This is a genomic window from Viridibacillus sp. NPDC096237 (genome assembly GCF_050278625.1).
Taxonomy (GTDB): Bacteria; Bacillota; Bacilli; order Bacillales_A; family Planococcaceae; genus Viridibacillus.
This window is the reverse complement of record NZ_JBNNTI010000018.1, coordinates 62,330-75,271: the sequence shown is the minus strand read 5'-3', so window position 1 is coordinate 75,271 and position 12,942 is coordinate 62,330. Positions and strand designations below refer to the sequence as shown.

The following is a 12,942-nucleotide window of genomic DNA, read 5'->3' as shown; positions in this document are numbered from 1 at the left end:
AAGAATCGCCTAAATCGTAGATTCAATACATCAGTTCGTCTCCAAAAGCTCGTAACAGATGTGACTGAATTTAAATGTGCTGGAGATGAAAAGCTTTAACTCTTTTGGCATTGCAAACAGACCAATATTAGATTTCGTGATGGAGCTACTAAATCAAGTAGTAGAGATTATTAAAAATGAAGCAGAGTATCGAACAACCATTCATTCGGATCAAGGTTGGCATTACCAACACAACAAATGGATTAAGACATTGAAGCAAAACAAAATTTTTCAAAGTATGTCTCGAAAAGCAACCTGTGCAGATAATGCGGCAATGGAAAATTTCTTTGGGATTCTAAAGCAAGAAATGTATTATGGCGAAGAATTAGTATCTTATAAGGAGCTAGAACAGAAGATTGAGCAATATATCGATTACTACAATAACAAACGAATTAAAGCAAAATTGGCTGGTCTAAGTCCCGTGCAATACCGAACTCAAACCAACCAATCAGCCGCATAATAAAAACTTTAAGGGGTCACTACCAATGGACAGGGCAATTTTTGATATAAATTTGATTCTATTATATCTAACTTAGGATTTACTTTTTCTTTAAAATCTTGTATCATTTCCACTACGTTCATTAGACCATTAACGCCGAACAATTCGAGCATAAATGGAATGACTACTTGGTCGCTAACTTTTAGAAACATTTCCGCTATTAACTCCAAACTAGGTGGCGTGTCTATCAGTATTAAATCATAGCTCTTTTTCAAGTCTTCTACAAAGTTAAATAATGTTAAGTAATCTTATGACTTTACTTGAAAAATAAGGTTATACAGGCGAGTGTTTGAAAAACATATTTGTCATTATAAAGACCTCTTCCTTCGTTAAATTTATTCGGGCCTGTATGTCGGCCCTCCATTGTAAAAGTAAATGAATTAATCTTTCCGAAGGATAAAACGCAAAAAAAGCCTTAAACGCAAATATGAGCGTTTAAGGCTTTTGTTTTTTATTATTACTCAACACCACCAGTAGCAGTACAATAAAATTCAATAGCTACATGGTGAGATGATGTAATATTATTATATTCTAATCTCCCCGAAGTAGTAAGAGAATATGTAGTACCCATATCCATTGAAGTATACTCCCACCCCGATTGTGACCAAGATCCTTTATTTGATCTTGAACTTACAGATTTAATTCCAGAAAATAGTTGTCTTTTATAAAGATCATAGTATTCTGTATAGAAAATTCCCGTAACAGATAGAGTTACAGACGTACCTCTAGCATTAAAACCTTTTGACTTTGTTGCACTAGCAGTACCAGCCCCCAAAGCAGAAAGACCCTTTGTTGGTTTTGTTGCTTCAAGACCTTTAACATCATAAACAAACTGCAGGGTTGCTCTTTCCTTTGCTATTTCTCTAAATTCATCTGGTTTAAACCAATCCGTAACTTTATCAAAAGGCACAAGTTCCAAATCAGCTTCTGACTGTTCACTATTTACCTCTGTGATAATTTCAGCGTATTGTTTGTAATACTCTTCTTTCTGCTGCTGCGTCAAATCTACTTGAATGTCTGACGCTGACGCTGATAATTGAAATATTCCAAAGACCATAACAGCAGCGAACAATGATGCTACAATTTTCCCTACCTTTTTCATTACTTCACCCCCTTTTTATTTACTTTTTTACCACTATTTAACTATAAATAAAATAGTGAAAGAGGTAAATAGATTTGTATAGACAAAATATTACAAATAGTGACAAAAGGGTGTACTAAAGGCGCTGTGGGCATAGAAAAACCCGAAGCCAATCGTAAGCTTCGGGTTTTAACGTGTTAGTATATGTTTTTGGTATTAGGATCTTATAGAAGAAACATTGTATAGGAGTATTCAAGATAACGTTTTATGGGTTATGGTCCAACTCGAATACGCGCAGCGACTATACTTTTTCAACATATTCCTACATCGCCCTTCCCATGATGGTGAGCCTTTACGAAAAGAAAGAGGGAGTTACTTTCTTTACATGTATAATATTTTAAATTTTAAAAGCCGTGAATAATTAAGACATGTTTAAATTTGTTTTATGGAATATACGCATAGAGCAATTAAAGGAAATTCAGATTTTCATTTCTCACTTAAATTTGGATGGGATTGGTGTTTCATCAACAAGAACAAATTTTAACTCTGCCGGTAAACAAATAGGTTTTCACGTACAACCGCATACTTTACGACATACTCACGCGTCCATCTTAATCGCAAGTGGCACTGAAGTCGTGACCGTTGCAAACCGTCTGGGGGACTCCTCAGAAATGATTTTAAAAGTTTATGTACATGCATCTGAAGAAAACAAAAATGTACCACTTGAAGTATTCAAAAACACGCTTCAAATGTGAGGCGTTTTCATTTTCAATTAAAAATGGGGGACTTTTTGGGGGACTAAGCTGTTTTCAGCATTAAGCATTCTTTGTAGAATGCTTACGTGACACGCTTAGTCCCTTAAAACTTTGCTTAATGGCTAGGTAGTGATCCATTTCCTCTATGAATTGATATAGAGATGCCATAGCTAGAAAATTTTCATGTGTTGTTGGCAATGGTAGTTTTGCAAAATCCACTTTAACCGCATCTAATTTTTCTCTATATTTACTAGCCGTATTCCCAGAATGAACATTTTGTGACAAATCCTCCATAAAATCAGCTACCAATTCTGCTTGCTCCACAATAACGGGAAGATTTGTGATTTTAGGTAAGACGCGTTCAATAATTTCAAGTTGCTGTTCACGTATATCAAAATACATATAATATAAATTTTCTCGTCTAGTTAAGTGATTTTCTACATCTTTATAGGCTAGGGATTTCGCTCGGTTTAACACTTCCATAGCTTCTACTAGTTCTTTACCATCCCAGCTCGTGTCACTATTGCGTAAATATTTCTCAATCTCTATAAAAATTGCACTATAAAGCTCTTCAATGCGTATGCGATATTTTTCCAGCCTATGTTTGATATCTGGCATATATAAATTCATGGCTAAACCTGTTCCGAATCCAATTAACATTAATGATAATTCATTTATTAATAGTTCATTTGTAAAATTTTTAGTATGGAAAATATGTAAAACAATAACGATACTGGATACGAATGCTGGAGTTATTTTCAACATCACTAAAATCGGCAGAAAGAGTAGTATCATACACCCCAGTACGATTGGTTCATATGCGACACCTTCAAAAAAAAGAAAGGCCAAAGTTATCCCAATAATACTTCCCAATATACGTGTATAAACTTCATACAGTGACTTTTTTTTCGTTGGTTGAATACTTAAAATCGTTAGAATGCCTGCAGAGGTATAGAAATTTAATCCGAAGAGTTGTGCTAATCCAATTGAAATAGTTGCACCTATTGCCGTTTTTAGCGTACGATAGCCTATTGAAAATCCTTTCATTAAATACCCTCCTTGTCATCTTTAACAGGAAAAAAAGCCATCTCTAGCCAAATATGACATTGGAGACAGCTTTCTTCTATTATTATACTTCTTCGCAGTATTCTTCAAATAGAGCTTGAATATTAGTAATGACTGACATTGGATCATGTCCTTCGATTTCGTGACGTCCAATTTCACCTACAGCTTGGCCATCTTTTAGTAAAACGAATGATGGAGATGATGGTAAATGATCCTCACCAAAGTGCATACGCGCTTGAGCAGTTGCTTCTTTATCTTGTCCAGCAAAAACAGTTACTAAATGTGTTGGTCGTTTATCATAATGTACAGCATGCGATGCTGCTGGGCGTGCGATACCACCTGCACAACCACACACTGAGTTCACCATTACTAAAGTTGTTCCTTGGCGCTTAAATGCCTCATCTACTGCCTCGGGCGTAGTTAACTCTTCATAGCCACTAGCGACCATCTCTCCACGCGCTTGGCGTAGCATATCTGTCATAAACAAATCATAATCCATATTCATGTTGTAACGCTCCTTTCAAATTCTCTTTAACTATAACAGGTGATTAGATGCATTTCAAAGCACTTGTTCAAAAACAAGATGATTTCACGTACAATTATAAGTTTTAATAGTCTTCACGGTCACCACATAAATTATTCGTTGGCCAAATAAGTGTGCCACCCTTTGTATGTCCTTATAAATATATATTTCGCTAATACTTGTCCAATCTCCTTTATCTTCAACTATTTCAAATCTAGTATTGGTATTTTTTCCAATTTCACCTTCAACTTATATATATAATTCATTGTAAATAATTGTCACATCTTTACCTTCATATGTATAAAAGGCATTCTTTACAGAGCCATCGATATTTAACTGCAAAACATCAATTGATTGAAAAATATTTACTTGATGAATTTCAATAGAAGATGCGAGTAATGGTTTGCAATGTAAAATAGATCCCTAAAATACAGATAGAGAATACAATTAAGAAACCTCACATCAATTTACTTCTGATGTATGTATGTATCTACTTCCTTAAAATATGCTGTGCATTATTGAAACGTTTTACCAGTTAGAAAGCAAAAGGACCACCGATTTACTCAGATGGCCCTTCTCTAAATATCAAATTGATAATACTTATTTTTTATTAAATAATTGATCTACGCCTTGAGTAACAGTTAATCGCCCTTGTAAAATTTTCTCTTCTAAGCTTTTTACTTGTTGCTTGCGTTCTGGTACTCCGTAAAATGAATCGATTAAATGGTCCGTAATCATAGAGCGAAACCATTCAGTCGTTTGTTCACTACGCCTAATTGACCAGTAATTCGTTTCCTCGCCGATTTCTTTAAACTGTAAAATCGTTTCCCAAACTATTTCTAAGCCTTTATTTTCATATGATGAAACCGCCATAGATTGCGTAGTCCATCCAGGTGTAGCTTGTTGTAGGAAGTGAATAAATTGTTTATATTCAGCAACTGTTTTTTTAGCAGGTCGGACATTATCACCATCCGCTTTATGGACAACTATAGTGTCAGCAAGCTCCATGATGCCCTTTTTCATGCCTTGTAGCTCATCCCCCGCCCCTGTTAGAACGAGTAATAGAAAGAAGTCTACCATGCCACGGACAATCGTTTCACTTTGTCCAACACCGACTGTTTCAATCAAAATAATATCATATCCTGCTGCCTCACATAACAACATTGTTTCTCGTGATTTTTTGTGCACTCCACCAAGAGTACCAGCTGCTGGAGAAGGCCTGATAAAAGCACGTGGATTTCGCGTTAACTCTTCCATTCTTGTTTTATCTCCGAGAATACTTCCTCCAGTAAGACTCGAACTTGGATCGATGGCAAGAACAGCCACACGGTGCCCCATATCACATAATTTGCCTCCAAATGCTTCGATAAAAGTACTTTTACCTGCTCCAGGGACCCCTGTAATACCAATACGAATACTGTTTCCAGTATGAGGCAATAGTTCTTGTAATAATTCTTGGCCCTTCTCTTTATGGTACTTATTCGTACTTTCTAAAAGAGTAATGGCTTTTGATAAATGGAGTCTAGAACCAGCCAGAACTTGCTTTGCGAGCTCTGCGATATTAATATCGTCGTTGTTCTTTTTACGGAATTTTTTTCGACCTGAGGGCACCATTCCATCATGAGATGCGGCGATACCATCCATTACAAATAGTGCACCATCGTCCATCCCTTTGTTGTGGTCCATTACTCTACCACTTCCTCGTAACCTAATTTTCTATAGATTTCTTCAATTACTTTTTGTGCACTAACAGGAATGACTGTACCCGGTCCGAAAATTGCACAAGCGCCATTGTCATATAGGAATTGGTAATCTTGTGCTGGGATTACCCCACCAACAACGATTAAGATGTCTTCTCGCCCAATTTTCTTCAGTTCTTCACGCAGTTCAGGCACTAGAGTTCTATGACCAGCTGCAAGTGAACTTACGCCTACAACGTGAACATCATTTTCTACAGCCATGGCTGCCGTTTCTGCTGGTGTTTGGAATAATGGACTAATATCAACGTCAAAACCAAGGTCAGCAAATGCTGTAGCGATTACTTTCGCTCCGCGGTCATGACCATCTTGTCCCATTTTCGCGATTAAGATACGTGGACGACGACCTTCGTTCTCTAAGAAACCTTCAGCCATTTCTTGTACTTCACGAATCTCTTCTTCATTTGAGAAATTTGAGCTATAAACGCCACTAATTGAACGAATAATCGCTTTATGACGACCCGAAACAACTTCAATTGCATCCGATATTTCACCTAGTGTTGCACGAGCGCGTGCTGCATCTACTGCACAAGCTAATAAGTTTTCCCCACCTGTTTCAGTTGCGTTAGTAATACGAGCCAGTAAGCGCTGTACTTCTTTATCATCACGTTTGTCACGCATGGCCTTAATACGGTCAATTTGTTTTTGACGGACGATTGTATTATCAATATTCAAAATGTCGATTGGTTCTTCTTCTGCAAGACGGAATTTGTTAACACCTACGATTGTTTCAGCTTTAGAATCAATTTTTGCTTGTCGTTTGGCAGCTGCTTCTTCAATTTTCATTTTCGGAAGACCTGTTTCAATCGCTTTCGCCATACCTCCTAATTCTTCTATTTCTTCGATATGTTCCCATGCTTTTTTCATTAGTTCATCTGTTAATTTTTCAACGTAGAATGAACCGCCCCATGGATCAATTACTTTCGTCATTAACGTTTCTTCTTGTAAGAATAGTTGCGTATTACGTGCAATGCGAGCTGAGAAGTCGGTAGGTAGTGCAATAGCTTCATCTAACGCATTTGTGTGTAATGATTGTGTATGTCCCATTGAAGAAGCATTCGCTTCAATCAATGTGCGTGTAACATTGTTGAATGGGTCTTGTTCTGTTAATGACCAACCTGAAGTTTGTGAGTGTGTACGTAATGCTAATGTTTTTGGGTTTTTAGGATCGAATGTGCTCATCATTTGGGCCCAAATACGACGACCAGCGCGCATTTTCGCAACTTCCATGTAATAATTCATACCGATTGCCCAGAAGAACGACAAACGCGGTGCGAATGAATCAATATCGATTCCTGCTTGTAAACCTGTACGAACATATTCAAGACCGTCTGCTAATGTATAACCAAGCTCGATATCTGCTGTGGCACCAGCTTCTTGTAAGTGGTAACCAGAAATAGAGATTGAGTTAAATTTAGGCATATAGTTTGAAGTGAATTCGAAAATATCTGCAATAATCTTCATAGAAACAGCTGGTGGATAAATATATGTATTACGTACCATATACTCTTTTAAAATATCATTTTGTATTGTGCCAGCAAGTTTATCAGGTGTTACACCTTGTTCTTCAGCAGCTACAATATAAAAAGCTAAAATCGGTAATACAGCACCATTCATTGTCATCGATACTGACATTTGATCTAGTGGAATACCATCAAAAAGAATTTTCATATCTTCAATAGAGTCAATGGCAACGCCGGCTTTACCTACATCACCTGTTACACGAGGGTGATCTGAGTCATAACCACGGTGAGTTGCTAAGTCAAATGCGACTGACAAACCTTTTTGTCCCATCGCTAAGTTACGACGGTAGAAAGCATTACTCTCTTCAGCAGTAGAGAATCCTGCATATTGGCGAACTGTCCAAGGGCGACCAACATACATCGTTGGATAGGGTCCACGTGTATTTGGTGCAATACCAGGCCAGTCTTTTAAGTGTTTTAAGTTATCCAAATCTTGTTCAGTATATGCTGACTTAATCTCGATGCCTTCATTTGTCATGAAATTTTTGTCATCTCTTACTGTTTGATTTGCTGTTAACACTGCTTGGATATCAATCTCTTTGAAATTTGGCTTATTCATCGTTGGACCTCCTGCACATTTGCTGCTAAGCTCGTCAATTTTTCGATAATATTTTGACCTGTGTAGATGAAACCATTTAAGCCTGCTTTAGTCCATTCATCTTGTTCTTCTTTAAACTTACCTGCTACATCAAGTGAAATCTGTGCTGGTTTAGATTCAAGTAATGTTGGAATATACTCCTTCATCGCATCATCTTGCCCACAAACAACGACAAATTTCGCGTCTGTTGCAGATAACCAACTTTTTGCTTCACCTACTGATTGTATTTCAGGACTCTTCTCTGGTACAATACCAGCTGTTGCAAAGAAGCCAGACACGAAATCTGCACGAGGTTTGAATTGTTTTAATTGACCAATTGTTAGCAGTGCAACTTTGGGTTGGTTTTTAGCATAGTTTAAGCAAAGCTCTTCAAATGGTTTTGCTAAGCGATTGTAATCTGCAAATAACGGGTTATTGCACTCATCAATTTCATCCGCCGGGTTTGCATAGATATTTGTACCGATTAGTGATTTTTTACGTGTTTCTACTTCTTTCATGCGCTGATCCATTGTTTCTTTTAATAGTGTATTTAGTTGTCCACTTGCTTTTACAGTATTATAACCGCCTGCTTCTTGTAGTTCATTGAATAATGCCCATGCGTCTTTAACTAACTCAGCTGTTAAAGTCTCGATGAAATATGAACCACCCGATGGATCAATAATATGCTCAACATGCGTTTCCTCTTTAACCACTAATTGTATGTTGCGTGCTATACGAATTGATTTGTCATTCGGTGCAGATAGAACATCATGTGGATGTACTGTACAAACGTCAGCACCACCAAGGATTGCTGTGAACGCTTCATTGCCTGTACGTAAAAGGTTAACGTACACATCTAATTTAGAGAAACTACGTAACGATGTCTCAGTAACAATTGTTATAGGTAGGTTTTTTTCAGTATTATATGCCGATGTAAACGCTTTCCAAAGAACTCTGAAAGCACGGAGTTTAGCTATTTCAACAAAGAACTGAGTATCTACTGCAAAGGTAACAAAGAATTTCTTCGCAAATGCTTCGATATCTTCTTCTGTTTCCATGTACTCGGCAGCTTGTAGTAATGCGACTGCTAATTCCTGTACTGCGTGTGCACCTTCATAGTGGGCTTCTAATACATTCGCATTGATCGTACGAACATGAGGGAAACCTTTTAAAATAATAGTGTCTGTACAAGAAATAAAACCTCTAACAACTTCTTTTTGTTCTTCTTTAATATAGTTAAATACTTGTAATAAAGCATCTTGATTGTTTTGTAAATTCAGTTTGAATGAATTTTCAGTAAAAAGTACTGACAATTCTTTCAAAGTTTTTTCATCCCATGCAAAATTCACGCGACTATCAATATTAATAATATCGTTTCCTTTTGCCAAAGCTTCTTTAACGCCTTGAAGTAAAGATTCCGGTGAATCTGCAAATATTTGTTGTGCTGCTAGACATTCTTCACCTGTTTTTAATGAACGAATAGTCGAAACTTGTTCTGCTAATTTACCATCTAATTTTTCTACTAGTTGGTCTTGTGTATAAATTGGTTCAAATGAAATACCCTCGATTGTTTTCGTAATTAAAGATTCGAATGGTTTACCTTTCAAAGCCTTAACAGCAGATTCTTGCCATTGTTCATAATTAGCTTGTGTGAAATCAATTTCTTTCATATTGTTCTTCATGTGGACGCTAACTAGCTTCCCCCCTTTGGTAATTCTATTCCTATTTTACACAAGAATATCCAATCGCAAAAGTATAAAAAAATCTGAAAATCGCAATATTACGATTTTCAGATTACTTTCAGTAGATAGAAGTGTTATCTTTTGTTGTGTTTTCGAGAATTTCTTTGACTCTAGCGAGAAATTTCCCACAAATCAATCCATCTAAAACTCTATGATCTAGAGATAAACATAAATTTACTATATCTCTTGCAGCAAACATTCCACCATTCATAATTACTGGGCGTTTGACAATTGATTCAACTTGAATAATCGCCGCTTGTGGGTAGTTAATAATCCCCATAGACTGCACCGAACCAAATGATCCCGTATTATTTACAGTAAATGTTCCACCTTGCATATCTTCAGATTTCAATTTACCAGTACGAACTTTTCCAGCAAGATCATTAATTTCTCTAGCAATGCCTTTAATTGATTTTTCATCAGCGTGTTTAATTACCGGAACAAAAAGAGCATCTTCTGTTGCAACAGCAATAGAGATATGAATATCTTTTTTCTGTATGATTTTATCGCCTGCCCACATAGAATTCATCATTGGGAATTCTTTTAATGCTTGCGCAATCGCTTTTACGAAAAAGGCAAAGTACGTAATGTTATAACCTTCAGATTGTTTAAATTCAGTTTTAATAGAATCACGGTAGTTTACCAGGTTTGTAACGTCGGCTTCAACCATCATCCAAGCATGTGGCGCTTCGTGTTTACTACGTAACATATTATTCGCGATAGCTTTTCGAACGTTCGTTACAGGAATTTCAATATCACCTGTTGCAGTTTGCACTGCTGGAATTGGCTGGAATTTTTGTGGTTCAGATACTTGCGTTACTACAGTATTTGTCTCTTGTGATTGTGGCACTGCTGTACTACTAGTTGGGATACTTCCACTGTCTACTAATTTTTGAATGTCTTTTCGTGTTATTCGACCTTCAGCACCTGTACCTTCAACTAATTGAAGGTCTATATTATGTTCTTGCGCTAACTTTAAAACAGCTGGTGAATAGCGAGCCTTACCTGTTTGATTTACTACTGGCGCCTTTACCGTTTGCTGAGGAGCTGGTACGGATGCTAGCTGCGTAGCTTGCTCTGCTTGTTGTGAAGCAGGTTGCTTTTCTATTTCTTCTTCTGTTTCAATCGTACATACACTTTCACCAACAGCTAATGTATTGCCTTCTCCAACGATAAGTTCCTTAATGACGCCTGAGAAAGATGACGGCAAATCTGCAGTGACTTTATCTGTATTCACTTCCGCCAAAGAATCGTATTTCTGTACAGTATCACCAGGTTTTACTAGCCATTTCTCAATTGTACCTTCCGTAACACTTTCCCCAAGCTGAGGCATTTTAATTGTTTGAATTGCCATAATTTTCTCCCCCTTTACATCAGAACGCCGCTAATTCGCGCATTGCTTTTTCAACTTTTTCTGGATTTATCATGAAATATTTCTCCATTGTGGGTGCATATGGCATTGACGGTACATCTGGTCCAGCAAGCCTTTTAATTGGAGCATCTAAATCGAATAAACAGTTTTCTGCAATGATTGCTGCCACTTCGCTAATAATACTACCTTCTTTGTTGTCTTCTGTGACAAGTAGCACTTTTCCTGTTTTAGATGCCGCTTCAATAATTGCCTCTTTATCTAGAGGATAGATCGTGCGCAAATCTAGGATGTGCGCTGAAATACCGTCTTGTGCCAAACGTTCAGCTGCTTGTAAAGCAAAATGAACTGCAAGACCATAAGTAATAACCGTAATATCTTCACCTTCACGTTTCACATCTGCTTTACCGATTTCAATTGTATAATCTTCTTCTGGAACCGCACCTTTTATAAGACGATACGCTCGTTTATGTTCAAAAAACAACACCGGGTCCTCATCGCGGATAGCTGCTTTTAATAAACCTTTTGCATCGTAAGGTGTAGAAGGAATAACTATTTTCAAACCAGGCTGATTTGCAAATACAGCCTCTACGGATTGTGAATGATAAAGAGCGCCGTGAATCCCGCCTCCAAATGGTGCGCGAATTACTATCGGACAAGTCCAATCATTGTTTGAACGGTAACGGATACGTGATGCTTCTGAAATAATTTGATTGACTGCAGGCATGATAAAATCCGCAAATTGCATTTCAGCGATAGGTCTTAAACCGTACATTGCAGCGCCGATTCCGACACCCGCAATCGCAGATTCTGCAAGTGGCGTATCTAATACTCTGTCCTCACCAAACTGATCATATAAGCCTTGAGTTGCTTTAAAAACGCCACCTTTGCGGCCAACGTCTTCACCTAATATAAAAACACGCTCATCGCGTTCCATTTCTTCTTTCATCGCAAGAGTAATTGCATCAATATAGGATAAAACCGCCATTAGATACTCCCTCCATCTTCAGCATAGACGTATTTTAGCGAATCTTCTGGAGCAGCATATGGAGCTTGCTCTGCATAATCTGTCGCTTCATTTACTTCTGCCATAATGCGTTCATTGATCTCTGTTTCGAGGGCATCTGTTAGAATCCCTTGCTCATGCAAGTATTTTGCAAATGTAATAATTGGATCTGTAGCACGGCCCTCTGCTAAGTCTTCTGCCGTACGATATTGACGATCATCATCATCAGAAGAGTGAGCTGTTAGACGATAAGTTACCGTTTCAATTAAGCTAGGCCCTTCCCCATTGCGAGCACGGTCAGCTGCTTCCTTAACAACTTTATATACTTCAATTGGATCTTTACCATCTACAGTAACCCCTGGCATCCCGTATCCAATTGCACGGTCTGAAACGTTTTTGCATGCTAATTGTTTTTCAACTGGTACTGAAATCGCATATTTATTGTTTTCAACCATAATAATTACTGGTAATTTGTGTACTCCTGCAAAGTTTGCCCCTTCATGAAAATCTCCTTGGTTAGAAGAACCTTCACCAAGTGTTACAAAAGTGATGAAATCTTTCTTTTGCATTTTACCGGCAAGTGCAACCCCTACAGCATGAGGGACTTGCGTAGTAACAGGTGATGAACCTGTTAAAATACGATTTTTCTTTTGGCCAAAGTGGCCCGGCATTTGACGTCCACCTGAGTTTGGATCTTCGGCCTTTGCAAAGGCCGAAAGCATTAACTCTTTTGTCGTCATACCAAAATGAAGAACAACCCCCATATCACGATAATACGGTGCAATATAATCTTTTTTATTATCAAGCGCAAAGGCCGCACCTACTTGAGCAGCTTCTTGCCCTTGACAGGAAATTACGAATGGAATTTTACCAGCACGGTTTAATAGCCACATACGTTCATCGACTCTACGTGCAAGTAGCATTGTTTCGTACATTTTCAGTACATCCTCGTTTGATAAACCGATTTCTCCATGACGATTTTCAACCTTTTCAACCATTTCTTCCA

At 37.6% G+C, this 12,942-nt stretch carries 10 protein-coding genes and 3 pseudogenes; 2 read left to right on the top strand and 11 right to left on the bottom strand.

Going from position 1 to position 12,942, the window contains the following annotated elements:
• Nucleotides 1–85: 85 nt before the first annotated feature.
• Complete coding sequence (locus ACQKMD_RS11850) at nt 86–499, top strand: transposase (protein ID WP_427752287.1); 414 nt, start codon at nt 86–88, stop codon at nt 497–499.
• A gap of 8 nt (nt 500–507) precedes the next feature.
• On the opposite strand, the pseudogene ACQKMD_RS11845 reads toward ACQKMD_RS11850, so the two are convergent.
• Nucleotides 508–762 (bottom strand): annotated as a pseudogene (locus ACQKMD_RS11845) (ParA family protein); the annotation flags it as partial.
• 233 nt (nt 763–995) lie between these two features.
• A complete protein-coding gene (locus ACQKMD_RS11840) occupies nt 996–1,640 on the bottom strand; it encodes a hypothetical protein (protein WP_427752285.1) in 645 nt (214 codons plus the stop codon).
• Nucleotides 1,641–2,047: 407 nt separating this feature from the next.
• On the opposite strand from ACQKMD_RS11840, the gene ACQKMD_RS11835 reads away from it, so the two are divergent.
• A complete protein-coding gene (locus ACQKMD_RS11835; protein ID WP_427752282.1) occupies nt 2,048–2,374 on the top strand; it encodes a tyrosine-type recombinase/integrase in 327 nt (108 codons plus the stop codon).
• 60 nt (nt 2,375–2,434) lie between these two features.
• On the opposite strand, the gene ACQKMD_RS11830 is transcribed toward ACQKMD_RS11835, so the two are convergent.
• The 9 genes and pseudogenes from ACQKMD_RS11830 to ACQKMD_RS11790 all read right to left on the bottom strand — a co-directional run bounded on the left by ACQKMD_RS11830 (nt 2,435) and on the right by ACQKMD_RS11790 (nt 12,934).
• Nucleotides 2,435–3,421 (bottom strand): aromatic acid exporter family protein, encoded by a 987-nt coding sequence (locus ACQKMD_RS11830; protein ID WP_427752281.1) that lies wholly within the window; start codon nt 3,419–3,421, stop codon nt 2,435–2,437.
• Between the two features lie 82 nt (nt 3,422–3,503).
• Nucleotides 3,504–3,944, bottom strand: coding sequence for a BrxA/BrxB family bacilliredoxin (locus tag ACQKMD_RS11825; RefSeq protein WP_427752279.1), 441 nt, complete (start codon nt 3,942–3,944; stop codon nt 3,504–3,506).
• A 618-nt stretch (nt 3,945–4,562) separates the two neighbouring features.
• Nucleotides 4,563–5,648, bottom strand: coding sequence for a methylmalonyl Co-A mutase-associated GTPase MeaB (gene meaB / locus ACQKMD_RS11820; protein ID WP_427752276.1), 1,086 nt, complete (start codon nt 5,646–5,648; stop codon nt 4,563–4,565).
• On the bottom strand, nt 5,648–7,801 hold the full coding sequence (gene scpA / locus ACQKMD_RS11815; RefSeq protein WP_427752274.1) for a methylmalonyl-CoA mutase: 2,154 nt from the start codon (nt 7,799–7,801) through the stop codon (nt 5,648–5,650). The genes meaB and scpA overlap by 1 nt, the downstream gene beginning before the upstream one ends.
• On the bottom strand, nt 7,798–9,489 hold the full coding sequence (locus ACQKMD_RS11810; protein ID WP_427752272.1) for a methylmalonyl-CoA mutase family protein: 1,692 nt from the start codon (nt 9,487–9,489) through the stop codon (nt 7,798–7,800). The genes scpA and ACQKMD_RS11810 overlap by 4 nt, the downstream gene beginning before the upstream one ends.
• A 130-nt stretch (nt 9,490–9,619) precedes the next feature.
• Nucleotides 9,620–10,564, bottom strand: a pseudogene (locus ACQKMD_RS11805) (dihydrolipoamide acetyltransferase family protein); the annotation flags it as partial.
• A 180-nt stretch (nt 10,565–10,744) separates the two neighbouring features.
• Nucleotides 10,745–10,894 (bottom strand): annotated as a pseudogene (locus ACQKMD_RS11800) (biotin/lipoyl-containing protein); the annotation flags it as partial.
• A gap of 40 nt (nt 10,895–10,934) precedes the next feature.
• Complete coding sequence (locus ACQKMD_RS11795; RefSeq protein ID WP_427752271.1) at nt 10,935–11,918, bottom strand: alpha-ketoacid dehydrogenase subunit beta; 984 nt, start codon at nt 11,916–11,918, stop codon at nt 10,935–10,937.
• Nucleotides 11,918–12,934: a thiamine pyrophosphate-dependent dehydrogenase E1 component subunit alpha gene (locus ACQKMD_RS11790; protein ID WP_427752268.1), complete on the bottom strand. Its 1,017-nt coding sequence runs from the start codon at nt 12,932–12,934 to the stop codon at nt 11,918–11,920. The genes ACQKMD_RS11795 and ACQKMD_RS11790 overlap by 1 nt, the downstream gene beginning before the upstream one ends.
• Nucleotides 12,935–12,942: the final 8 nt, after the last annotated feature.

Excerpts from the sequence above, each read along its gene's own strand:
- ACQKMD_RS11835 (WP_427752282.1), top strand. The coding sequence starts at position 2,048 with ATGTTTAAATTTGTTTTATGGAATATACGCATAGAGCAATTAAAGGAA.
- ACQKMD_RS11825 (WP_427752279.1), bottom strand. The coding sequence starts at position 3,944 with ATGAATATGGATTATGATTTGTTTATGACAGATATGCTACGCCAAGCG.
- ACQKMD_RS11850 (WP_427752287.1), top strand. The coding sequence starts at position 86 with ATGAAAAGCTTTAACTCTTTTGGCATTGCAAACAGACCAATATTAGAT.
- scpA (WP_427752274.1), bottom strand. The coding sequence starts at position 7,801 with ATGAATAAGCCAAATTTCAAAGAGATTGATATCCAAGCAGTGTTAACA.
- meaB (WP_427752276.1), bottom strand. The coding sequence starts at position 5,648 with ATGGACCACAACAAAGGGATGGACGATGGTGCACTATTTGTAATGGAT.
- ACQKMD_RS11810 (WP_427752272.1), bottom strand. The coding sequence starts at position 9,489 with ATGAAAGAAATTGATTTCACACAAGCTAATTATGAACAATGGCAAGAA.
- ACQKMD_RS11840 (WP_427752285.1), bottom strand. The coding sequence starts at position 1,640 with ATGAAAAAGGTAGGGAAAATTGTAGCATCATTGTTCGCTGCTGTTATG.
- ACQKMD_RS11795 (WP_427752271.1), bottom strand. The coding sequence starts at position 11,918 with ATGGCGGTTTTATCCTATATTGATGCAATTACTCTTGCGATGAAAGAA.
- ACQKMD_RS11830 (WP_427752281.1), bottom strand. The coding sequence starts at position 3,421 with ATGAAAGGATTTTCAATAGGCTATCGTACGCTAAAAACGGCAATAGGT.
- ACQKMD_RS11790 (WP_427752268.1), bottom strand. The coding sequence starts at position 12,934 with ATGGTTGAAAAGGTTGAAAATCGTCATGGAGAAATCGGTTTATCAAAC.